Annotated in this window: 23 protein-coding genes; 6 read left to right on the top strand and 17 right to left on the bottom strand. The window is 43.0% G+C overall.

Annotation, left to right across the window (positions count from 1 at the left end):
• Nucleotides 1-3: 3 nt before the first annotated feature.
• The 11 genes from guaB to FJU10_RS16090 form a co-directional block, all read right to left on the bottom strand.
• Entirely contained in the window at nt 4-1,488 is a 1,485-nt protein-coding gene (gene guaB / locus FJU10_RS16140; RefSeq protein WP_074535545.1) for an IMP dehydrogenase, read from the bottom strand.
• Between the two features lie 201 nt (nt 1,489-1,689).
• On the bottom strand, nt 1,690-2,382 hold the full coding sequence (locus tag FJU10_RS16135; protein WP_005226251.1) for a DUF1129 domain-containing protein: 693 nt from the start codon (nt 2,380-2,382) through the stop codon (nt 1,690-1,692).
• Between the two features lie 71 nt (nt 2,383-2,453).
• Nucleotides 2,454-3,554, bottom strand: a complete 1,101-nt coding sequence (gene ychF / locus FJU10_RS16130) for a redox-regulated ATPase YchF (RefSeq protein ID WP_005226252.1) — start codon at nt 3,552-3,554, stop codon at nt 2,454-2,456.
• An 8-nt stretch (nt 3,555-3,562) separates the two neighbouring features.
• The gene (locus FJU10_RS16125; protein WP_005226253.1) at nt 3,563-3,751 is read right to left on the bottom strand and encodes a DUF951 domain-containing protein; all 189 of its coding nucleotides are present in this window, start codon (nt 3,749-3,751) and stop codon (nt 3,563-3,565) included.
• Between the two features lie 10 nt (nt 3,752-3,761).
• Complete coding sequence (locus FJU10_RS16120; protein ID WP_005226254.1) at nt 3,762-4,652, bottom strand: ParB/RepB/Spo0J family partition protein; 891 nt, start codon at nt 4,650-4,652, stop codon at nt 3,762-3,764.
• A complete protein-coding gene (locus FJU10_RS16115) occupies nt 4,642-5,406 on the bottom strand; it encodes a ParA family protein (RefSeq protein ID WP_005226255.1) in 765 nt (254 codons plus the stop codon). Before FJU10_RS16115 ends, FJU10_RS16120 begins: the two co-directional genes overlap by 11 nt.
• Nucleotides 5,407-5,417: 11 nt before the next feature.
• Entirely contained in the window at nt 5,418-6,134 is a 717-nt protein-coding gene (gene rsmG, locus FJU10_RS16110) for a 16S rRNA (guanine(527)-N(7))-methyltransferase RsmG (protein WP_140966363.1), read from the bottom strand.
• A gap of 297 nt (nt 6,135-6,431) precedes the next feature.
• Nucleotides 6,432-7,202, bottom strand: coding sequence for an Asp23/Gls24 family envelope stress response protein (locus FJU10_RS16105; protein ID WP_140966362.1), 771 nt, complete (start codon nt 7,200-7,202; stop codon nt 6,432-6,434).
• Between the two features lie 24 nt (nt 7,203-7,226).
• Complete coding sequence (locus FJU10_RS16100; protein ID WP_005226258.1) at nt 7,227-7,418, bottom strand: DUF2273 domain-containing protein; 192 nt, start codon at nt 7,416-7,418, stop codon at nt 7,227-7,229.
• A 7-nt stretch (nt 7,419-7,425) separates the two neighbouring features.
• Nucleotides 7,426-7,995, bottom strand: a complete 570-nt coding sequence (amaP, locus tag FJU10_RS16095) for an alkaline shock response membrane anchor protein AmaP (protein ID WP_005232936.1) — start codon at nt 7,993-7,995, stop codon at nt 7,426-7,428.
• 38 nt (nt 7,996-8,033) lie between these two features.
• Entirely contained in the window at nt 8,034-8,927 is an 894-nt protein-coding gene (locus FJU10_RS16090) for an SDR family oxidoreductase (RefSeq protein ID WP_008376956.1), read from the bottom strand.
• Between the two features lie 256 nt (nt 8,928-9,183).
• On the opposite strand from FJU10_RS16090, the gene FJU10_RS16085 reads away from it, so the two are divergent.
• From FJU10_RS16085 to FJU10_RS16075, 3 genes are all read left to right on the top strand, one after another.
• Entirely contained in the window at nt 9,184-9,636 is a 453-nt protein-coding gene (locus FJU10_RS16085; protein ID WP_016611678.1) for a DUF2188 domain-containing protein, read from the top strand.
• 350 nt (nt 9,637-9,986) lie between these two features.
• Nucleotides 9,987-10,454: a DUF5626 family protein gene (locus FJU10_RS16080; RefSeq protein WP_081117589.1), complete on the top strand. Its 468-nt coding sequence runs from the start codon at nt 9,987-9,989 to the stop codon at nt 10,452-10,454.
• A 16-nt stretch (nt 10,455-10,470) separates the two neighbouring features.
• Nucleotides 10,471-10,989 carry a helix-turn-helix domain-containing protein gene (locus FJU10_RS16075; RefSeq protein WP_081117590.1) on the top strand — a complete coding sequence of 173 codons (519 nt, stop codon included), beginning with the start codon at nt 10,471-10,473 and terminating at the stop codon, nt 10,987-10,989.
• Between the two features lie 105 nt (nt 10,990-11,094).
• Here FJU10_RS16075 and mnmG read toward each other — a convergent pair whose 3' ends face one another.
• Both mnmG and mnmE read right to left on the bottom strand, forming a co-directional pair.
• Nucleotides 11,095-12,987: a tRNA uridine-5-carboxymethylaminomethyl(34) synthesis enzyme MnmG gene (mnmG, locus tag FJU10_RS16070; protein WP_008376950.1), complete on the bottom strand. Its 1,893-nt coding sequence runs from the start codon at nt 12,985-12,987 to the stop codon at nt 11,095-11,097.
• A 33-nt stretch (nt 12,988-13,020) separates the two neighbouring features.
• On the bottom strand, nt 13,021-14,418 hold the full coding sequence (mnmE, locus tag FJU10_RS16065; RefSeq protein WP_081117591.1) for a tRNA uridine-5-carboxymethylaminomethyl(34) synthesis GTPase MnmE: 1,398 nt from the start codon (nt 14,416-14,418) through the stop codon (nt 13,021-13,023).
• 238 nt (nt 14,419-14,656) lie between these two features.
• On the opposite strand from mnmE, the gene FJU10_RS16060 reads away from it, so the two are divergent.
• Nucleotides 14,657-14,986, top strand: a complete 330-nt coding sequence (locus tag FJU10_RS16060; RefSeq protein ID WP_005226284.1) for a heavy metal-binding domain-containing protein — start codon at nt 14,657-14,659, stop codon at nt 14,984-14,986.
• A gap of 204 nt (nt 14,987-15,190) precedes the next feature.
• Here the strand turns inward: FJU10_RS16060 and jag are convergent, their stop codons facing one another.
• The 4 genes from jag to rpmH all read right to left on the bottom strand — a co-directional run bounded on the left by jag (nt 15,191) and on the right by rpmH (nt 17,428).
• Nucleotides 15,191-15,949: an RNA-binding cell elongation regulator Jag/EloR gene (gene jag / locus FJU10_RS16055; protein ID WP_005232929.1), complete on the bottom strand. Its 759-nt coding sequence runs from the start codon at nt 15,947-15,949 to the stop codon at nt 15,191-15,193.
• A gap of 17 nt (nt 15,950-15,966) precedes the next feature.
• Entirely contained in the window at nt 15,967-16,791 is an 825-nt protein-coding gene (locus FJU10_RS16050) for a YidC/Oxa1 family membrane protein insertase (protein WP_077453252.1), read from the bottom strand.
• A gap of 18 nt (nt 16,792-16,809) precedes the next feature.
• Nucleotides 16,810-17,145: a ribonuclease P protein component gene (gene rnpA / locus FJU10_RS16045; protein WP_015510644.1), complete on the bottom strand. Its 336-nt coding sequence runs from the start codon at nt 17,143-17,145 to the stop codon at nt 16,810-16,812.
• A gap of 148 nt (nt 17,146-17,293) precedes the next feature.
• Entirely contained in the window at nt 17,294-17,428 is a 135-nt protein-coding gene (gene rpmH, locus FJU10_RS16040; protein ID WP_002356012.1) for a 50S ribosomal protein L34, read from the bottom strand.
• A 511-nt stretch (nt 17,429-17,939) separates the two neighbouring features.
• Between rpmH and dnaA the strand changes: the two genes are divergently transcribed.
• Both dnaA and dnaN read left to right on the top strand, forming a co-directional pair.
• Nucleotides 17,940-19,277: a chromosomal replication initiator protein DnaA gene (gene dnaA / locus FJU10_RS16030; protein WP_140966361.1), complete on the top strand. Its 1,338-nt coding sequence runs from the start codon at nt 17,940-17,942 to the stop codon at nt 19,275-19,277.
• Nucleotides 19,278-19,436: 159 nt separating this feature from the next.
• Nucleotides 19,437-20,567, top strand: a complete 1,131-nt coding sequence (gene dnaN / locus FJU10_RS16025; protein ID WP_005226354.1) for a DNA polymerase III subunit beta — start codon at nt 19,437-19,439, stop codon at nt 20,565-20,567.
• Nucleotides 20,568-20,748: the final 181 nt, after the last annotated feature.

Below are 20,748 nucleotides of genomic sequence, written 5' to 3'. Positions count from 1 at the left end.
ATTTTATGATTTTACAGAGTAGTTCGGTGCTTCTTTCGTGATTTGAACATCGTGGGGATGTGATTCTTTTAGTCCGTTGCCGCTCATTTGGATGAATTGTGCTTCATCACGTAATTGCTGTAGATTGCCAGCACCGACATAACCCATCCCTGATTTCAACCCGCCGATCATTTGGAAGATGATATCAGAAACGCTGCCTTTATAAGCGACACGCCCTTCAATGCCTTCTGGAACCAATTTGTTGGCTTCGTTTACGCCCCCTTGGAAGTAACGGTCGCTGGAGCCTTTTTCCATTGCCCCCAATGAACCCATTCCGCGGTACGTTTTGAAGCGACGGCCTTGATAGATTTCGAATTCACCTGGTGATTCATCGGTTCCTGCCAACATGCTACCGAGCATTACGGCATGACCGCCAGCTGCTAAAGCTTTGACGATATCCCCAGAGTATTTGATCCCGCCATCGGCAATGATTGCTTTTCCGTATTGACGTGCCACAGAGGCTGCATCATAGATCGCGGTCAATTGAGGAACTCCGACACCGGCTACCACCCGAGTGGTACAGATCGATCCTGGACCGATTCCGACTTTTACGACATCGACACCAGCATCATACAATGCTTTCGTGCCTTCGGCAGTGGCAACATTTCCAGCAATCAATGTCGCTTCTGGGAAATGGGCACGAATTTCAGAGATTTTGCGTAAAACACCGGCACTGTGTCCGTGGGCAGTATCAATGACGATCGCATCCACGCCTGCATCCAATAATGCTTGTGCACGTTCAAAGGTATCGCTGGTAACGCCGACTGCTGCTGCCACTAATAGGCGTCCATGCGTGTCTTTGGCTGCATTCGGGAATTCGATCACTTTTTCAATATCTTTGATAGTGATCAACCCGCTTAAGATCCCTGCTTCATCAACGATCGGTAATTTTTCGATCTTGTGTTGTTGTAAGATTTTTTCCGCGTCTTTCAACGAAGTACCGACAGGTGCTGTGATCAATTGGTCTTTGGTCATCACATCATTGATCGGCATCGTATAATCCGTGACAAAACGCATGTCGCGGTTCGTGATGATACCGACTAATTTGCGGTTTTCCATCGTTTCTACGATCGGTACCCCGCTGATGCGGTACTTGCTCATCAAATGTTCTGCATCAGCAACTAAGTGGGTTGGTGTTAAGAAAAACGGATCGATGATCACGCCGCTTTCAGAACGTTTTACTTTGCGCACTTCATCTGCTTGCGCTGCGATACTCATGTTTTTGTGAATCACGCCAAGTCCGCCTTGACGCGCCATTGAGATCGCCATTTTACTATCAGTTACGGTATCCATACTGGCACTTATGATTGGAATATTTAGTGTAATATTCGGGGCAAGCTGCACTTTCATATCCACGTCATTTGGCAAGACGTGACTTTCTGCCGGAATCAATAAGACATCATCAAACGTTAACCCTTTTTTTACAAATTTGGTTTCCCAGTTGGACATTTTTGTAACCACTCCTTAAAGTTTTTAGGTATTTTAAAAAAAATAGCAAAGATTTTTCATAAGTCAACCATTCGGAAAGCTTTCTTAATAATCCTCTTCAAACCTTTGGTCAAATCTCATAATTCGCCATTTTTTCTAAAAAAACACGCTGATCGTGCGGTCTTTTTTAACAAAAGAAGGCGCACGATCAACGTGTAGCCATCAGCCTCTAGGAACAGACAGACTGCTGATGATATTGTATTTGCGTTTCAAGTAGTACTTCGCTGCTAATGCCACTGCCCCGATCAAGGCTTCAATCACAGGATCCACTTGTGGATTCAATGGTGGTTGGATCATCGCAGAAAGCGAGATCACAACGATCCATAGCATGAAGGCTGCGACTAAAATCAAAATGATCTTCCACATCTTCGGCCGTTTGCTCTTATCAGCACCCGGGCGTTCATATTGATACATGTATTTGTACATCAAGTAGAAGACCCAACCAGCAAGCATCGCCATCAAGAAGAGGGTCAATAAGCCATAAGGTTGTGCTTGTCCTCTAGTAAAGATTCCCATAACCCCTAACATCAACCCAAAAATCCCTAAAATCAGCAAGGTGTTATCCAACCACATCAAGAAGGGGCCGGATTCTTTTTGCTCAACGGGTTTGTTGATGATGGCTTCGGTACGTTCAGACACTGTACCAAATAATTGACGGGCCGTTTTGCCGCCTTTTTGTTCTTTGACTAAGACCGGCAGCATCTCATGCAAGGCAATCGTTTTTTCTTCTTCAGAAAGGTTGGCTGCCTCTAGCGATTTTTTTAAATCAAATATATATTGTTGGTTTCGTTTTGTTAATTGTTGTTCTAATTCACGATTTTCGGAAACATAATTTCGCAGAGTTTCTGGTTCCATGAATTGATTCTCCCTTCTGCGTTTTCTTCACAATGGACATTTTACCACAAATTCACTGGGAAGAAAGCCCTTTATACGTTAAAACGGAACAACATCACGTCGCCATCTTGCACGACATAATCTTTTCCTTCCAAACGTACCCGACCGGCTTCTTTGGCCGCTTGCATCGTGCCGTATTGGTTCAGATCTTCAAAGGAAACAGTTTCCGCACGAATAAAGCCGCGCTCAAAGTCCGTATGGATGATCCCCGCTGCTTGCGGTGCTTTGATGCCTTTACGGAACGTCCACGCACGCACTTCTTGTTCACCAGCGGTAAAATACGTTGCTAGACCCAGCAAATCATAGGCGGCACGAATCAATTGATCCAACCCTGATTCTTCAATTCCTAATGCTTCTAAAAACTCTGCTTTGTCTTCTTCTTCCAGCTCAGCGATCTCTTCTTCAGCACGAGCACTGATGACGATCACTTCCGCATTTTCGCTTGCTGCAAATTCCTTCACTTTGTTGACATAGTCATTGGTTTCATAGTCTGCCACGTCTTCTTCTGCTACGTTGGCAACGTATAAGACTGGTTTGGTCGTTAGTAAAAACAAACTTTTGACGATGCGCTGTTCTTCATCTGTAAATTCAATCGAACGAGCAGAGATCCCTTCTTCTAAGACCGGTTTGATCTTATCAAGAACGGCCAGTTCCGCAACTGCATCTTTGTCTTTGGTTTTGGCAATTTTTGCGACCCGAGTATAGCGCTTGTTGACGGATTCTAAATCCGCTAAAACCAACTCCAAATTGATGGTGTCGATATCAGCTAATGGGTCCACGCGGCCTTCTACGTGGGTGATGTTGTCATCGTCGAAACAACGAACGACATGACAGATCGCATCCACTTGGCGGATATGGCTCAAAAATTGGTTGCCTAATCCTTCCCCTTTGCTGGCACCGCGGACGATTCCGGCAATATCCGTAAATTCAAAGGTGGTTGGGACCGTCTTTTTCGGACGGACTAATTCTGTTAAACGCTGTAAGCGCCAATCTGGCACTTCCACCATTCCTACATTCGGATCGATCGTCGCAAACGGGTAGTTTGCGGCTTCTGCTCCTGCTTTGGTTATTGCATTAAATAAAGTAGATTTGCCCACATTTGGCAATCCAACGATTCCGGCAGTTAACGCCATGCTTCACTTCACTCTTTCTCTTTTTTTTCTAGGATTTTCTTCATCTTTTTATCAAATTCTCGGCGCGTCATCATGACGATGTGGCCGCAATTCGTACACTTTATTTTGATGTCTGCCCCCATGCGGATGATTTCCCAACGATTGGCTTTGCAGGCATGCGGTTTTTTCATTTCGACAATATCCCCAAGATCATACATCTTTATCACCTCAAGCTTCATCAAATTGAATGTTCAACAAATCTAAAATACGGGTTAAATCTTTTTGTGACAGGTATTCGATCTCGATTTTTCCTTTGCCTTCTTTTTCGCGGATCTCGACATTCGTGCCGAATTTATCCATTAACCGTTCTTCGCTTTCTCGTAAATAGTACGGTTTTTCTCGAATCAGACGCGGCACTTTTTTCTTTTCGTTTTTCGTGTCGTTCATCTCAGCGACCATTTGTTCTAATTGGCGGACTGTCAGATTTTCTTTGACACAACGATTGGCTAATTTTAAGATCTGTTCTTTGTTTTTCAAGCCTAATAATGTCCGAGCTTGCCCCATAGACAAACGGTCATCTTGAACCATTTCTTTGACGAGTTTCGGCAAGGACAGTAACCGCAAATAATTGGCGATATACGGGCGGCTTTTCCCTAAACGTTCAGCGACTTGTGCTTGGGTCAATTTCAAGTTCTTCATCAGCATGTCATAGGCTTCTGCTTCTTCTAAAGGATTTAAATCTTCCCGCTGCAAGTTTTCTAAAACGGCGACTTGCATCATCGCTTCTTCATCAAAATTGCGGATGATGGCGGGGATCGTTTCCTTGCCAGCTAATTTGGACGCTCGAAACCGGCGTTCACCAGCAATGATCTCATAGCCTTTGACAGATGATTGCCGCACGATGATCGGTTGAAAGACCCCCGAATGTTGGATCGAATTGGCTAGTTCTTGTAATGAAAGCTCATCAAAGGTTTTTCGCGGTTGATAAGGGTTGGGTCTTAATTCGTTTAAAGGCAGTTCAACGACTTTTTCTGTCTTGATATCGACTTCTTCTAACCCTTGCAGGTCTTGAAACAACGCATCGATCCCACGCCCTAATCCTTTCCCTTTATTCTTCACGGGCTAACACTTCCTTTGCTAACGTCTGATAGACTTCGGCTCCTTTTGAGCGTGGATCATAATCAATGATCGACAATCCATGACTAGGTGCTTCAGACAACCGGATATTCCGTGGAATAATGGTTTCATACACTTTTTCTTGGAAATAGCGGCGGACTTCTTCCACGACTTCCGCGCCTAAGTTCGTGCGGGCATCATACATCGTCAGTAAGACCCCTTCGATCTCTAACTCAGGGTTAAAATGTTTTTGTACTAAACGCACGGTATTCAATAGTTGGCTCAGCCCTTCTAATGCATAGTACTCACATTGGACTGGGATCAAAATCGAATCACTGGCGGTAAAGGCATTGATCGTCAAATGACCTAAAGATGGCGGGCAATCGATAAAGATATAATCGTATTGTTCTTTGATTTCATTCAAAGCCGATTTCAATCGAGATTCCCGTGCCATCATGGAGGTCAATTCAATTTCCGCACCAGCTAATTGGATCGTCGCTGGAACGATATCCAAGTTTTCTCGGCTGCTAGGTAAAATCGCTTCAACGATCGGTGTTTCATTGACTAATACATCATAGATGTCTTGTTCCACATCTGGTTTGCGAATGCCGACACCGCTTGTGGCGTTGCCTTGGGCATCAATATCTACGAGTAACACTTTTTTGCCGACAAATGCTAAGGACGCACCTAGGTTCACCGTTGTGGTGGTTTTGCCTACGCCGCCTTTTTGGTTTGCAACAGAAATAATACGGGCCATTGATTTTCCTCCTATTTAATTGGTTGTTTCGCTGGCATTCCCGGTTTGCGGGGGTATTTCTTTGGCGTTTCTTTTTTCTTTTGAATGATCAAAAGATGGCGTTCATCGCCGCTGACCGGTAAGGTAAAGCTTTTTTCTTCAATAAATTTGCCGCCTAAGAGTGAGATCGCTGGTTTGGCTTCAACCAGTTCTTCCTCGCTTTTGGCAGCTTTGAGCGCATAAAAATAGCCTGCTTTTTTCACCAATGGCACACAGAGTTCCGTTAACACATTCAAACGGGCAACCGCACGAGCGGTCACATAATCGAATTGCCCACGAAATTGCGGTTTTTGACCAAATGTTTCTGCACGGTCATGGTACAAGTGGACATTTTCCAATTGTAGATCCGTCACAAGAGTTTGTAAAAAGGTGATGCGCTTATTTAAAGAGTCGACGATCGTCACTTCTAATTCAGGAAACACGATTTTTAGTGGAATACTTGGAAAGCCAGCACCTGAACCGACATCGCACAAATGACTTTGCGGGTCAAAGGCGGTTTCAAAAGCTAAGGAAACAGAATCGTAGAAATGCTTTAAATACACTTCTGATTTTTCCGTAATTGCGGTTAGATTCATCTTCTGATTCCATTCGACCAAACGCTCGAAATAGACAACGAATTTTTCCATTTGTTCTTCGGTTAAAATGATCCCGTTTTTGCGTAATTCTTCATGAAATTCTTCAGGTAGCATAACGAATCCTTTCTATTTTGTGAAACAGAAAAATGTTTCACAGACTAGTTCCTACTTTAACGCAAAAAGCAATGTGATGCAATAGCCAGCGATTGCTTTCTAGGAGAATTTACCATTTTTTAACTGGGGCTTTAAGGTTGGTTTAAGGCATGGGAATTATACTCATTTCAATCCAAAAAACTTTTTTCATTTTTCCTTGACCAGCAAGGCTGCCAACCCTGCTGGTCAGCTTTTTTCTCAAAGAAACAAGCATTGATCTCAGGATCAATGCTTGTTTTTGTTTCATATGAAACTTTTTTATTTCACGCGAGGTTCGTTGTATTCTTCGATACGATCAGACGCGCGGGAAGCCGCATGTTTGGCTTTGTTGGTTTGACGTGAAGCAAAGTCGCCGGTTTTAGAAGCCGCTGACGTTACTTTGTCTTGAACCGTTTCTTGTTCCTCTTCGTATTCAGCGATTGTTTTCACATCCACAACGTTGATGTTGACTTCGATCACTTCTAATTGGGTCATTGTCGTTACTTCTTTTTGAATGACTTCTTTGACTTGTTCAGCGATTTCTGGGATATTGCGGTCGTATTCAACCACGATATCTAAATCAACGGCTACTTGTTTTTTCCCAACTTCAGTATTGATACCGGCAGTCACATTGTCTGTATTAACTAATTTTTCAGCAATATTAGAGAAGAAACCACCATCGACCGTCAACAGACCATCTACATTTTCTAATGCAATTCCGATAATTTTTTGGATCACTTTGTCATCATAGGTCAATGAACCATGAACGGGTGCATCCCCGGTTGGTCCTTCAAAATCGTTGTGGCCAGGTTTTGGCGGTGCTGGATGATGTCCGGCTGGATCTGGATTTCCTGGTGCTGGATGATCCCCTGGTTTTGGTCCATTTTGTTGTCCTGCTACTGCTTTTTCAGCATTTGGTACCACTGGATCAGGTGATTCAGACATTGGAATCGCATTTTCATTGGCTTGATGATTGGTGTTGGGAACCACTGGATCTGGATGTGCACTGACATTTTTTTCATTGTTTAATTCGTTTTTATCGATATTCATTAAAAATTCCTCCTATAAAATACGTTATTGTTGGTTAAAAAATTCGTCGATGATACCGGTACGTTGGAGATACAATCCTAGCGCAAAACCCAAACCTGTTAGAAGTAGAATCAGCAATGTTTTGAAAAAACCGATCGTTACAAACAACACAGCCAGAACAAGGCCGATTGCTCCAAAAATCAATGGGATTTTGTATTGTTGTAGTTCGTTCATCATAGCCCTCCTATTCTACTCGCGGGTTTTCCGGAGTCTCATTTTGTTCAAAATTCGCGTAATTGACTTCGACTTTGACTTTTTCACTTGAGCCAAGCACTCGTTGGACATCTTGTTGGATTTCCGCCATTAAGTTTTCGGTTTTGCCAACTAAGGCAGACGTCCGTTTCAAGCGGCCTTTGATTTTGATTAAAATTCGATTTTTGGTCGCCTTGACATGAACTTTTGGTCCTTCAACAAATTCTTTTTCATTTACTTTCGTACGTACAAGTCCTTCGATCGCTTTCTTATCGATCGTCAATGCGCCCTTATCCTCTTTCAAAACAAAGGTTGTTTTGGTTTTTGGATAAAACAGCACGACTAAGATCACGATCAAGAATACGGCGATTAAAACAACGGCTACCCAAAACATATATTGACGCATAAACAAGTTGTCAAAGAAATACGTGACGACATTGCCTCTGCTGTCCAAACCAAATGGCAGCTGCATGTAAGGATTACTCATTAAAACGATTGGTAATAAGACAGTGATAAAGATCAACGAAACGATGATTGATACGATTTTCCACCCTTTACTCATAGGACACCTCCTCCTTTTTCTCCGATTTTTTGATAAGCTTACAAGTTGATGGCTTCTCCGCCGGTAACACCATAAATCTGTGCTGTCACATAGCTAGCTTTATTGGAAGCTAAAAAGACATAGACGGGTGCCAGCTCAGCTGGTTGTCCTGCCCGCTCCAGTAATGCTTGCTGACCAAATTCAGGCAGCTTGTCTTGCGGTTGGCCATGATCTAACTGTAATGGTGTCCAGATTGGTCCTGGGGCTACCCCATTGACCCGAATCCCTTTTTCAGCAAATTGTTTCGCCAAGCTGACTGTAAAACTGGCGATCGCCGATTTGGTTGCCGCATAATCCATTAAATGGGCGCTTGGACTAAAGGCTTGGACAGAAGTCGTTGTCACGATCGCTCCCCCAGCCGGTAAGTGTGGCTCAGCTGCTTTCACTAATGCAAACATTGAGATAATGTTTACCATAAAGGTGTCTTTCACTTGTTCAATCGGTAATTCTGCAATCGATGGCCGCGTGATTTGCTGTGCTGCGTTCAATACTAATGTATCTAACCCACCTAATGCTGCTACCGCTTTGTCAACGATCTCTTGTGGTGCCGCTTCGTCTCGCAGGTCATAGGGTAGCAAAATCACTTTGCGTCCGGCTTCTTTGATGTACCCTGCAACTTCTTCGGCATCTTCTTCTTCTCCTGGGAAAAAGTGCAGGGCAATGTCTGCTCCTTCACGAGCGAAGGCAATCGCTGCTGCTCGTCCGATCCCAGAATCCCCACCGGTAATCAGTACCCGCCGGTTTTCTAACTGCTGACTTCCCTCATAAGAGTCTTCACCACAATCAGGTTTTGGTCGCATTTCTTCTTGTAAAGCAGGCGTATCTTGTTCCTGTTTGCTGTATTTACCCGTGTGATAAAGTTCCCGTGGATCAGTCAAAATAGGTTCACTCATTCTTACGTCCTCCTTTTCTCTATAATAAAATTCTAAACCATTCATTTTTTTTTGGGAAATATAACGCTTTGTTAACAAAAATAAATCCTCGTTTATTAGAAAATGAAAAAAGAAAGTGCCCTCATTTTTGACCAGAAAGCAAATGATTTCACTTTTTTATAGAAGGGGGTAAACTAATGAGTAGTAACTGGTGGTACCTGTAAAAGGGAACCCCTAGGAAAATGACTTTGGATCAAGAAAAAGGAGGAACCAAACAATGCCTTGGAATGTCCGTGATTATCCTGCGTCAATGAAGAATCTAGACCCCTTAGTTCGTAAAAAAGCGATCGATATCGCCAATGCCCTGCTAGCCGATGGCTATTCCGACGATCGGGCGATCCCGATCGCCACGAGTCAAGCAGAAAAATGGTATGACAATGCAGATGAAGAGGAGAAGAAAGCTTTTCAGAAAGAGAAAAATCCGCAAAAAGATGATGCCCATCAAACCAATAAAAATGCGAAAAAATTAATGGATGCGGATGTAGAAGTTGTGTATGAAGAGGACCAATGGCAAGTCCGTTCCAAAGGAGCAAAACGTGCCAGTGATCATTTCGACAATAAAGCAGAGGCCATCGCCCGTGCCAAAGAAATTGCCGAAAATAAAGAATCCGTGGTGAACGTTTATAAAAAAGACGGCGACCATCAAAAGGATATTGATTTAGGAGAATAAAATTGGCCGCAGAAAAGTGGAAGGAGGTCTTACGTTTGTCGTTTTAACGGCGCGAAACGTTACCTTCTCTTTCGCTTTTTTGTTTCCTTTTACAGCTAGGTTTGGTTAAAACTAAAGCAACCGCTTCTTTAACGTTTCTCTTTAAAAGCAGCGGTTCGTTGTCAGAAACCTAAAAAACGAAGACCTTTTGAATGAACTATTACTTTTAAAATTTCTCGACATCCTAAAAAGTAAGCCTATGAAATGCTGATTTAGCAACAACTGTAAACCATCCGTTACCCCTGTAAACTAGCTTGTGCTTTCTTTAACTAAATAAACCTTGTATACTTGAATTATCAAAAGTACAAGGAGTGGTGTTTGTGAAAAAATTATTTTTTGTGCCGTTTATTTTTATTTGTTTCCTCTTTGCTCTCCCAGCTGCCGCCCAGACAGTGGAAGAACCAGAACTCGTTTATGACCTAGCATCAGATAGTCCCTATGAGCAGCTGATCACGGTAGATGAAGAAGGCAATGAGGTGATTTTGACCATTGAAAAATTGCCGTCATTCCGAGCAAATCTGGCAGCGGGAACGTATCGTGTGTCAAAAACATCCGCCGGTAATTGGACCGCTAGTTATAATGTAACGGTCAATAGCCGCAATCAATTTACAGGCACTTCGAATTTAAGTTTAGTTGCTCACAGAGGAAGTATCACTTCTAGTTCATTAACTCACACGTCCACCAAAGCCACCTGTACGTTTAAGCAAAAAGCAGGTATAATCACTACCAATGGGAGTGTCGTAACCACGATCTCAAATGGGAAGCTAGTTGTTAAATAGCAGATAGGAGCATACATTGGCTTTAGCAGAACAATTAAAAAGCTGTCGCGAGTCTTCGGGATTGTCGCAAACAGCAGTCGCAGAAAAATTACAGATTTCACGCCAGTCGATTTCGAAATGGGAAAATGGGCGCGGCTATCCAGATATTGAGAATTTGATTTTGTTGAGTGATCTCTATCAAGTCTCGATTGATGAGCTTTTACGTGAGAACGAAGCCTTAAAAGAGCGGATCGAAACCAACAATCAAGAAATCAGCGACAAGAAAGAAAAATTGTCGTTACTCCAAAGAACGATGGCAGCAGATAAAGATGAAAGTCTGCTCTTGCTACTGTTAGCTGGAATCGGCTCATTTCTCTTTCCATTAGGTTTGATTTTAGATGGCTTTGTCTTATGGCGTAACAAAAAGGCCAATAATTTTTATGTATTGATCTATATCGTCTGTGCCTTCTCGATTTTCTTGAATTTGTACGATGGCTATGTCCATCTCAGCAACATCATGAATTGGGGAACCACTACGATTGAAAAAGTTGAATAATTCAATTGCTAACACAAAAAGCCCGCTGCGAATTGTTTTCGCAGCGGGCTTTTGACACTCTATTTACCATTTATAAATTGGTTTTTCAAAGAATATTAACCGTCTTTAGTTAACCTTTGCAATCTTCCCTTGTTCGATATACACCATCAAAATACTAATATCAGCTGGGTTTACTCCGCTGATACGGCTCGCTTGGGCGATGGTTTCGGGTTGGATTTTTTGCAGTTTTTGTTTGGCTTCTGTTGCCAAGCCATTGATAGCGGCATAGTCGATGTTTTCAGGAATACGTTTGGCTTCCATCCGTTTGAGTTTCTCCACTTTTTCGAGGGCTTTTTTAATATAACCTTCGTATTTGATTTGAATCTCGACTTGTTCAATCTCTTTTGGCTTCAATGCTTCATTGGCTTCGATAAATTGCAGCATTTCGGCATACGTCACTTCAGGCCGACGCAAGAATTCATTTGCTAAAACGCCATCTTTCAAGGTGGCCGTCCCTTTGGCAGTCAAATACGCTTGTACTTCTGGCGTTGGTTTGATGCGGATTTTGGATAAACGTTTGATTTCTGCTTCAACAGCTTCTTTTTTCGCTACATACGCTTCGTATTGTGCTTCTGGGACAAGCCCAATTTGATGTCCCACTTCGGTCAAACGCAGATCGGCATTATCATGACGCAGCAATAAGCGGTATTCGGCACGAGAGGTCAATAAACGGTATGGTTCATTGGTTCCTTTAGTCACCAAATCATCGATCATCACACCGATATAACCGTCGCTGCGTTTCATAATGAAGGGTTCTTTGCCTTGAATTTTCAAAGCGGCATTGATGCCGGCGATCAAGCCTTGACCGGCCGCTTCTTCATAGCCGCTGGTTCCGTTGGTTTGTCCTGCCGTAAAGAGGTTTTCGATGACTTTGGTTTCTAATGTTGGACGCAATTGATGAGGTACCACGACATCATATTCAATGGCGTAGCCCGTCCGCATCATTTCCGCTTTTTCTAAACCTGCGATGGAATGCAGCATTTGGACTTGGACGTCTTCTGGCATAGAAGTAGAAAGCCCTTGAACATACACTTCTTCGGTGTTCAACCCTTCTGGTTCCAAGAATAGTTGGTGACGAGATTTGTCTGCAAAACGCACGATTTTGTCTTCGATGGATGGGCAATAACGGGCACCTACTCCTTCGACGATCCCTGTAAACATCGGCGCCCGGTGTAAATTCTGGTTGATGATTTGGTGGGTCCCTTCGTTCGTATAGGTCAACCAGCAAGGTTCTTGGTTTTGATTGTAGGCTTCATCGGGTGTGCTATAACTAAAGTGATTCGGTTGTTCATCGCCAGGCTGGATCTCCGTTACCTCATAGTTGATGGTGCTGGATTTCACCCGCGGTGGTGTACCGGTTTTAAAACGAGCGATCTCTAGACCAAGCTCTTTCAAATGATCGGCTAGTCCAATCGATGGTTGCGAGTTGTTTGGACCAGAAGAATATTTCAACTCTCCAATGATGATCTCTCCTCGCAACGCTGTTCCTGCAGTGATCACTACAGCTTGGGCTTGGTAACGAGCGCCTGTAGAGGTCACGACGCCACGACATTCGCCTTCTTCAACGATCAGCTTTTCAACGATTCCTTGGCGCAGTGTCAAATTGGCTTCTTTTTCGATCGTTCGTTTCATTTCAGCCGCATAGGCATGTTTATCGGCTTGCGCTCGCAAGGCCCGCACAGCGGGACCTTTTCCTGTATTGAGCATCCGCATTTGGATGTAGGTTTTGTCGATATTTTTGCCCATTTCTCCGCCTAAAGCATCGATTTCGCGCACCACGACACCTTTCGCGGGTCCGCCGACGGAGGGATTGCAAGGCATGAATGCGACCATGTCTAAGTTGATAGTCAGCAAGAGGGTTTTTGCCCCCATGCGGCTAGCTGCCAAGGCAGCTTCTGATCCGGCATGGCCGGCCCCAACAACGATCACGTCATAACTTTCTGCTTGATATTCTTGCATGGTGTTCTCCTTTTTACGCCAGTGGCGCATTCTTTATTTTCCTAAACAAAACTGACTAAATAATTGGGTGATCAACTCATCTTGGACACTATCGCCGACAACTTCTCCTAGATAGTCCCAGCAGCGTGTCATATCGATTTGAACCAAGTCAACAGGCATTCCTGCTTCAATCCCTTGGATGACCTCAGACAACGACTGAACGGCATTTTCTAATAAGGCAATGTGGCGGGTGTTAGAAAGATAGGAAGCATCCTTATCAGTGGTCTTCCCCCCAAAGAATAGATCGGCAATGGCTTGTTCCAGTTGGTCTAAGCCTTCACTCGTCAACACAGAGACAGAAAAAATCGGTTCATCTGCTGCGTACTGTGCTAACTCAGCGGGTGCTAATTTTGGCTCAAGGTCGGTCTTATTCAATAAGATGATCCGACGGCTGCCAGCAGTCAGCTCCAGCAATTGTTTGTCTTCCTGGGTCAAGCCTTCGCTTTGGTTGAGAACCAGCAAAATCAACTCCGCTTCTGCCAGTGCTTTGCGGCTGCGTTCGACCCCGATTTTCTCAACGACATCTTCTGTTTCGCGGATACCAGCCGTATCGATCAGTTTCAACGGTACCCCGCGAACATTGACATACTCTTCAATGACATCTCGAGTCGTACCAGCAATGTCTGTCACGATGGCTTTTTCTTCCCTTAATAAATGGTTCAATAAGCTGGATTTGCCGACATTCGGCCGGCCGATGATCGCAGTACTCAGACCTTCTCGCAAAATTTTTCCTTGTTGGGCTGTTGCTAATAAGGCTTGGATCTGCCCTTTGACCATCGTGGCTTTTTCTAGCAATAAGCGGGTCGTCAATTCTTCCACATCATCGTATTCAGGGTAATCGATATTCACTTCAACTTGCGCCAGCGTCTCTAAAATCTCTTGGCGTAAAGTCCGAATCAAGTGGGAAAGATTGCCATCCAACTGATTGACGGCGAGGTTCATCGCTTTATCGGTCTTGGCACGAATCAGATCCATCACCGCCTCGGCTTGAGAAAGGTCGACACGTCCATTCAAAAAGGCCCGCTTCGTGAATTCCCCCGGCTCAGCCAGCCGTGCCCCTTGGCGTAAAACCAGCTGCAAGAGTTGATTGACGACCACGATCCCGCCATGACAGTTGATCTCAACGACATCTTCTCGGGTAAAGGTCCGTGGCTTTTTCATCACTGAAAGCATCACTTCATCCATCAAACGACTTTCCTCTGGATCCACGATATGACCATAATGGATCGTATGACTTGGAACTTGGGCGAGGGTTTTATTGCCTGCTTGAAAAATCCGATCCGCAATTGCGATCGCTTCTTCCCCGCTTAATCGCACAATACTGATGGCTCCTTCGCCGGGCGGGGTGGAAATTGCGGCAATCGTATCAAATTCTTGCGTAATATTCGCCATGTTGCATACTCCTCCTATTTTTTCACATAAAAAAAGTGCCCACTCCACCCGTCAAATTGATTGAAAATCAATAAAAATGAGTAGACTTAGCACTTTGACTGCTTGTCAATTAAATTCTGGAAATAGATTAGCACATTTTGGCGCCAGTCGCAAGCTTCCTTGAAAAACTTTTAAATTTTGCATCTGTCCGCAAAAACCTTTAAAATAAAAGCAAAGAATAAGAAAAGAGTGATCTATTATGGAAACCATCAAATCATCAAACAGTGCTGCCCGCATTAAGGAAATCATTTTATCGACAGGAAACGTGAATCGGCCTTATGTCGTGCGGGATATCGTCTTTGCGGCAGACAAAATCGAAGTAGATCTATTTGATACATCTGTGAACTTGAACGATCTGTTGGCAGACGTGACTTATCGCTTAAAAGAAACAGCCCACAGCTATGGCGCGAACGCGGTGATCAACTGTCATTTCGAACACGATCGCATCGTCGAAGGCGACAAAACCTATCTTGAGATCTTTGCCTATGGTACGGTGGTTCAATTTACTCAATCAACGATCGGCGGTTAATTGCCTCTATCATCAAAAAAAAATACAAAAAAGAGTCCGCGGCATACGGACTCTTTTTTGATACCAAAGGCTGACCTACGTAACGTATGTTGACTTTGATAAGAATGATTTCTAGTCAAGGATACTTGGTTTTAAATTTGTTGTCAATTGCTTTTTCCCATCAAAAAAGGGAAAGGCTTGTCAGAGCGCCTTTCCCTTTTTTCATTAAATTCGTTTGTCCGCAGGTTCCACTACTAAGTAGCGATACGGTTCATCCCCTTCAGAATGAGTTTGAACATACGCATCTTTACTCAATACGGAATGGATCTGCTTTCTTTCAAACGCCGGCATCGGCTCTAAAAAGACCGGGCGGCCTGTTCGTTTGACTTTTTCAGCAGTACGGCTGGCCAAACGTTCTAAGATCGCTTGACGTTTTTCACGGTAATCCCCGACATTCACAACGATCGACAATTTGTTTTTCGCGATGCGGTGAATGTAAACTTGCGCCAAATATTGCAGTGCATTCAAGGTTTTGCCATGCTTCCCAATCAAAATGCCTTGTTTTTGCGTTTCTAAATGAAAGACGATCACGCCGTCTTGACGAGCGGTTTTTACTAAGGCAGGTGCATTCAATGCTTTTGAAATATTTGTCAGATAGAGTCCCAACTGAGCCAGTGCTTCCTCATCGGAAAGATCCGTCAGCAAAACAGGTTCGCTCGCGGCCGCCTCCATCACACTGCTTGCATCCTCTGTCGTCACAGGATCTGGTTCTACTAGCGGTTTTGCTGGTACTTCTTCAACGGGTGCCGGTTCTTCAACGATTCTTTTTTCAATGGAGACCCGTGCTTGTTTTTTTCCTAGCCCCAAGAAGCCTTTTTTTCCTTCATCCAGGACTTCGATTACTGCTTGATCTTTGGTGATACCAAGGACTTGCAATCCCTCTTGAATTGCTTCAGCTACTGTCAGATTTTCATAAATCGGCATTGCAGTGCAACCTCCTCTTATTTTTTCCGTTTCTTTTTAGGACTCATTGCTTTTTTCAGCGCACGTTCACGCTCGCGTTCTTTGCGGGCGGCTTCTTCTCTTTCTTGGCGAATCTTGAATGGGTTATTTAGAATCAACGTTTGCACAACTTGGAATGCATTGGAAACGACCCAGTACAAGGAAAGTCCGCTGGCAATGTTGATCCCCATCAGCAAGATCATCATCGGCATAGCGAAATTCATGATTTTCAGACTCGCATTTGATTCCACTTGGCTCATACTTGATAAATAGGTACTTGCAAAAGTAAAGAGCGCCGCTAAAATCGGCAAGATGAAGTATGGGTCACGATCACCCAGCTGCAGCCATAAGAATTTTCCTTCTTGCAAAGCAGGAACCCGTGAGATCGATTGCCACAAGGCCATCAAAATCGGCATTTGTACCAATAATGGCAGACAGCCGGCATAGGGATTGACATTGTTTTCCGCATACAAACGTTGTGTTTCTTCTTTTAACTTGCTTTGTGTTTCTGTATCTTTTGACGCATATTGCTGCTGCAGCGCTTTTAGCTTTGGTTGTAATTCTTGCGTTTTGCGCATGCTTTTGGTTTGGAAGTGCATCAACGGCATCAAAATGACCCGAATGATCAATGTAAAGAGGATGATCCCGATCCCGGCATTGCCGAAGGAGAGGGCTTTGATCGCCTCTGCAAAATAATAAACGATGTAACGATCCCACAGACCAGTACTTTGTGCATTTACTTCACCTGTTGCACCGCAGGCAGATAAGACAACTACTAATGAGAGAACTCCCAAAAATAGTAAGACGCGTTTCCCTTTTTTCACGTAACTAATTCCTTTCCATTAATGAATAATTTTGGCAAGCTTTAAAACATGCTCTAAATTCGAGTAGATTTCCTTTGAGGAACAAGTGGCGATACTTGGACGAGCGATCACGATGAAATCGACCGCTGGTTCGATCCGCGGCTTCATTTCCGTTAAACTCGCACGGATCTTGCGCTTGATCTCATTTCGCTTCACTGCATTACCGACTTTTTTCCCTACAGATAAACCAACTCGAAAATGTGATTGCTCTTTAGGTAAGACATACACCACGAACTTCCGATTTGCAAAAGAATTTCCTGCCTGAAAAACTTTTTGAAAATCTTGCTCTGTTTTTACTCGATAGGATTTTCTCATCTTCGGTTCCTTCACTTCTTTCAATTAAGCTTCGCGAAACGGATTGAATCCGTAACCACTCACCTGTCAATAATACCATATTTGCCAAAAGTCAGACACTATATTCCGCAAAAACGGCATAAAAAAAAAACCACTGGCATTCAGTGGCTTACGCAGAAATAACCTTTCTGCCTTTACGACGACGGCTAGCTAAAACACGACGTCCATTTTTTGTACTCATACGTTTACGGAATCCGTGAACTTTTTGACGTTTACGTTTATTTGGTTGATACGTTCTTTTCATTTATTTCCACCTCCATCAGGATAATGCTTATGCGCACAGACATACTTTGATAGTATAACGAGTCAAGTACTAGTTTGTCAATAAGAAGTTTGCTCAAAATCGGGCATTCTTTATCCACAATCCCCTTGATTTGTGTGGGTTTGCTGTTTATAGCCAATTTTTGTGGATAACTTTTTCCCCAGAGTTATTTTGGCTTTTTCCACAAACAAACAGCCTGTAGAAAAGTTTTCCACAATCGTTTTTCAATCTGTTGATAACTACCCTAAAACCTAGTATTATCAAGGCGTGATCTTCACATCCATCTGTGGATAAAGGAGATTTTTTTACAGTTATTCACATTCTTTTTCTGCCTGTGGATAGTCGAATTTCGAACATGTGCATTTCCTTTTTTCATTTATCCCGTTTTGTGGAAAAGTATTTTTTTCTAACCTTTTTTATCGTAATCTGTGGAAAACTTTTTCAATCCGTGCTATTTTAGTTATATCTATTCTTAGTTATAGGAGGACAATTTATGCCATCTGCTGATTCTATTTGGCAAGATCTTCAACGATCCTTTAAAGAAGAGCTGAATCCGGCCAGTTATAGCGCTTGGATCGAGACTGCCAATGTCTTGTCGTTTGAAAAAAATCAGCTGCTGATCGAAGTACCCAGCGATCTTCATAAATCTTATTGGGAAAAAAATCTAGCTGCCAAAATTGTTGAAATGGGATTTATGAAAACTGGTGAAGAATTGATTCCTAGTTTTGTGACTGTCGAAGAAGCAGAAGCTTTAAAAACAGCCCCATCTACTATTAAAACAACTGCAGAAGAAAACGAGCAGCCGCCGAAATCGATTTTAAATGAAAAATACACATTTGATACCTTTGTCATCGGGAAAGGCAATCAAATGGCCCATGCTGCTGCTTTAGTTGTTGCTGAAGATCCTGGGTCTATTTATAATCCGCTGTTCTTCTATGGTGGCGTTGGTTTAGGGAAAACCCACTTGATGCATGCGATCGGTCATCAAATGTTGCTGAAACGTCCCAATGCCAAAATCAAGTATGTTAGTAGTGAAAATTTCACCAATGATTTCATTACTTCTATTCAAAAGAACAAAATGGAAGATTTTCGAAACGAATACCGCAATGTTGATCTTTTGTTGGTGGATGATATTCAATTCTTAGTCAATAAAGAAGGAACCCAAGAAGAATTCTTTAATACCTTCGAAGAACTGTATCGCAATAATAAACAGATCGTCCTGACAAGTGATCGTTTGCCAAATGAGATCCCAACTTTGCCGGAACGTTTGGTTTCTCGTTTTGCTTGGGGCTTGTCCGTTGACATCACCCCGCCGGATCTAGAGACGCGGACCGCGATTTTGCGGAAAAAAGCCGAAGCCGAACGCTTGGAGATCCCCGACGATACCTTAAGTTATATTGCTGGACAGATCGATTCGAATATCCGGGAACTTGAAGGAGCACTCGTCCGGGTACAAGCTTTTGCTACGATGCAAAACTCAGACATTACAACCAGCTTGGCAGCTGAAGCCATCAAAGCCTTGAAATCAAGCCATGGCTCGACCCAAGTTTCGATTTTGCAGATCCAAGAAGAAGTCGCAAAATACTATCACATTCATGTCAATGATCTAAAAGGGAAAAAACGGGTCAAAGGCATCGTCGTGCCACGGCAGATCGCGATGTATCTCTCTCGAGAATTGACCGATAGTTCTTTACCAAAAATCGGCGGCGAATTTGGCGGCAAAGACCATACCACGGTCATTCATGCCCACGAAAAAATTCAGCATTTAGTCGAAACAGATCCTACGTTCAAAAATGAGATCGCTGAAATCAAACAAATCCTCTTCAGCTGATCTGTGGATAATAAATAAAAAACCAAAAAAGTTGTCCACAAGTTATTCACAGGCGTTTTCGTTAGTCTAATCACTCTTTTCTCGAGTTATCCACATTACTAACAAGCCTATTACTACTATTACTTTTATTTAATAACTATAAATTAAAGGAGTATCGCTATGAAGCTAACTTTAAATCGAACAGAGTTCATGCAAGAATTACAAACTGTCCAACGGGCAATTTCAACCAAAACCACCATCCCGATCTTAACTGGGGTAAAATTGTCCCTTTCAGAAAAAGGATTGACCATGACTGGGAGCAATGCCGATATTTCCATTGAAACTTTTTTAAGTGTGGAAAACGAAAAAGCGCAAATGCAAATCGAAAAAACAGGAGCGATCGTTTTACAAGCACGTTTCTTTAGTGAAATCGTTCGTCGTTTGCCTGAAAGTACCTTAACGTTAGAAGTTTTAGACAATAATCAAGTAGCGATCACTTCTGGAAAAGCCAACTTTACCGTCAACGGCTTAGATGCCGATAGTTATCCACATTTACCAGTTGTCGAAAGTCAAGATTCGATCGAGATTCCAGCGCACGTATTGAATAAGGTCGTTAGTGAAACAGTCTTTGCGGTTTCGCAACACGAAAGCCGTCCGATCTTGACTGGGGTCCACTTTGTCTTAGAAAATCAAAAATTATTAGCTGTTGCGACGGACTCACACCGTCTGAGCCAACGGGTGATTCCCTTGGAAAGCGGGGAAACAGCCTTCAATATCGTGATTCCCGGCAAAAGCCTAACGGAACTTTCTCGTTCCTTAACGGATGAGGAAGAAGCGATCCAAATCAGCATTATGGATAACCAAGTATTGTTCCAAACGAAAACTATGAAATTCTATTCTCGTTTATTGGAAGGAACTTACCCAGATACCAATCGTCTGATCCCTTCAAGCTTCAATACTGAAATTGAATTTTCTGTGCCAGAATTGTTACAAGCTATCGAACGGGCGTCATTGCTTTCTCATGAAGGCCGTAACAACATCGTTCGTTTGGCGATCTCCGAGGAAGCCGTTGTCTTATATGGAAACTCACCAGAAATCGGGAAAGTGGAAGAAGACCTTTCTTTTGAAAAAGTGACCGGCGACCCATTAGAGATCTCTTTTAATCCTGACTATATGAAAGCTGCACTACGAGCATTTGGTGACACCAGCATCGTAATCCGCTTTATTTCAGCGATCCGGCCCTTTACGTTGGAGCCAACAGAGAGCAAAGGCAGCTTTATTCAGCTGATCACACCGGTACGCACCAACTAGTTTTTCATGTCTTTTGAAAAAAGTTGAAACAATCATCTGAAAATGAATAAATGAGTTAAAAGGGCTTAAAATCGTTTTTAAGCCCTTTTTTCTATTTTGGCTTCTTTTTTATCTAAAAGCAGTAAGTCTTCTGAGAATGAAAAATATGCCGATGAATTTGTTTTCTTGGCAAAAAAAGAGT

Source organism: Enterococcus sp. OL5, from assembly GCF_006491895.1.
Lineage (GTDB): Bacteria > Bacillota > Bacilli > Lactobacillales > Enterococcaceae > Enterococcus_D > Enterococcus_D innesii.
Note: the sequence above shows the minus strand (reverse complement) of the source record. Positions and strands in the feature narration are given on the sequence as shown.

Bases quoted from the DNA above. Each gene is read 5' to 3' on its own strand.
- guaB (WP_074535545.1), bottom strand. From the start codon at position 1,488: ATGTCCAACTGGGAAACCAAATTTGTAAAAAAAGGGTTAACGTTTGAT.
- FJU10_RS16135 (WP_005226251.1), bottom strand. From the start codon at position 2,382: ATGGAACCAGAAACTCTGCGAAATTATGTTTCCGAAAATCGTGAATTA.
- ychF (WP_005226252.1), bottom strand. From the start codon at position 3,554: ATGGCGTTAACTGCCGGAATCGTTGGATTGCCAAATGTGGGCAAATCT.
- FJU10_RS16125 (WP_005226253.1), bottom strand. From the start codon at position 3,751: ATGTATGATCTTGGGGATATTGTCGAAATGAAAAAACCGCATGCCTGC.
- FJU10_RS16115 (WP_005226255.1), bottom strand. From the start codon at position 5,406: ATGGCCCGTATTATTTCTGTTGCAAACCAAAAAGGCGGCGTAGGCAAA.
- rsmG (WP_140966363.1), bottom strand. From the start codon at position 6,134: ATGCTACCTGAAGAATTTCATGAAGAATTACGCAAAAACGGGATCATT.
- FJU10_RS16105 (WP_140966362.1), bottom strand. From the start codon at position 7,202: ATGAATATCGATAAAAACGAATTAAACAATGAAAAAAATGTCAGTGCA.
- FJU10_RS16100 (WP_005226258.1), bottom strand. From the start codon at position 7,418: ATGATGAACGAACTACAACAATACAAAATCCCATTGATTTTTGGAGCA.
- amaP (WP_005232936.1), bottom strand. From the start codon at position 7,995: ATGAGTAAAGGGTGGAAAATCGTATCAATCATCGTTTCGTTGATCTTT.
- FJU10_RS16090 (WP_008376956.1), bottom strand. From the start codon at position 8,927: ATGAGTGAACCTATTTTGACTGATCCACGGGAACTTTATCACACGGGT.
- FJU10_RS16085 (WP_016611678.1), top strand. From the start codon at position 9,184: ATGCCTTGGAATGTCCGTGATTATCCTGCGTCAATGAAGAATCTAGAC.
- mnmG (WP_008376950.1), bottom strand. From the start codon at position 12,987: ATGCAAGAATATCAAGCAGAAAGTTATGACGTGATCGTTGTTGGGGCC.
- mnmE (WP_081117591.1), bottom strand. From the start codon at position 14,418: ATGGCGAATATTACGCAAGAATTTGATACGATTGCCGCAATTTCCACC.
- FJU10_RS16060 (WP_005226284.1), top strand. From the start codon at position 14,657: ATGGAAACCATCAAATCATCAAACAGTGCTGCCCGCATTAAGGAAATC.
- jag (WP_005232929.1), bottom strand. From the start codon at position 15,949: ATGCCGATTTATGAAAATCTGACAGTAGCTGAAGCAATTCAAGAGGGA.
- rnpA (WP_015510644.1), bottom strand. From the start codon at position 17,145: ATGAGAAAATCCTATCGAGTAAAAACAGAGCAAGATTTTCAAAAAGTT.
- rpmH (WP_002356012.1), bottom strand. From the start codon at position 17,428: ATGAAAAGAACGTATCAACCAAATAAACGTAAACGTCAAAAAGTTCAC.
- dnaA (WP_140966361.1), top strand. From the start codon at position 17,940: ATGCCATCTGCTGATTCTATTTGGCAAGATCTTCAACGATCCTTTAAA.
- dnaN (WP_005226354.1), top strand. From the start codon at position 19,437: ATGAAGCTAACTTTAAATCGAACAGAGTTCATGCAAGAATTACAAACT.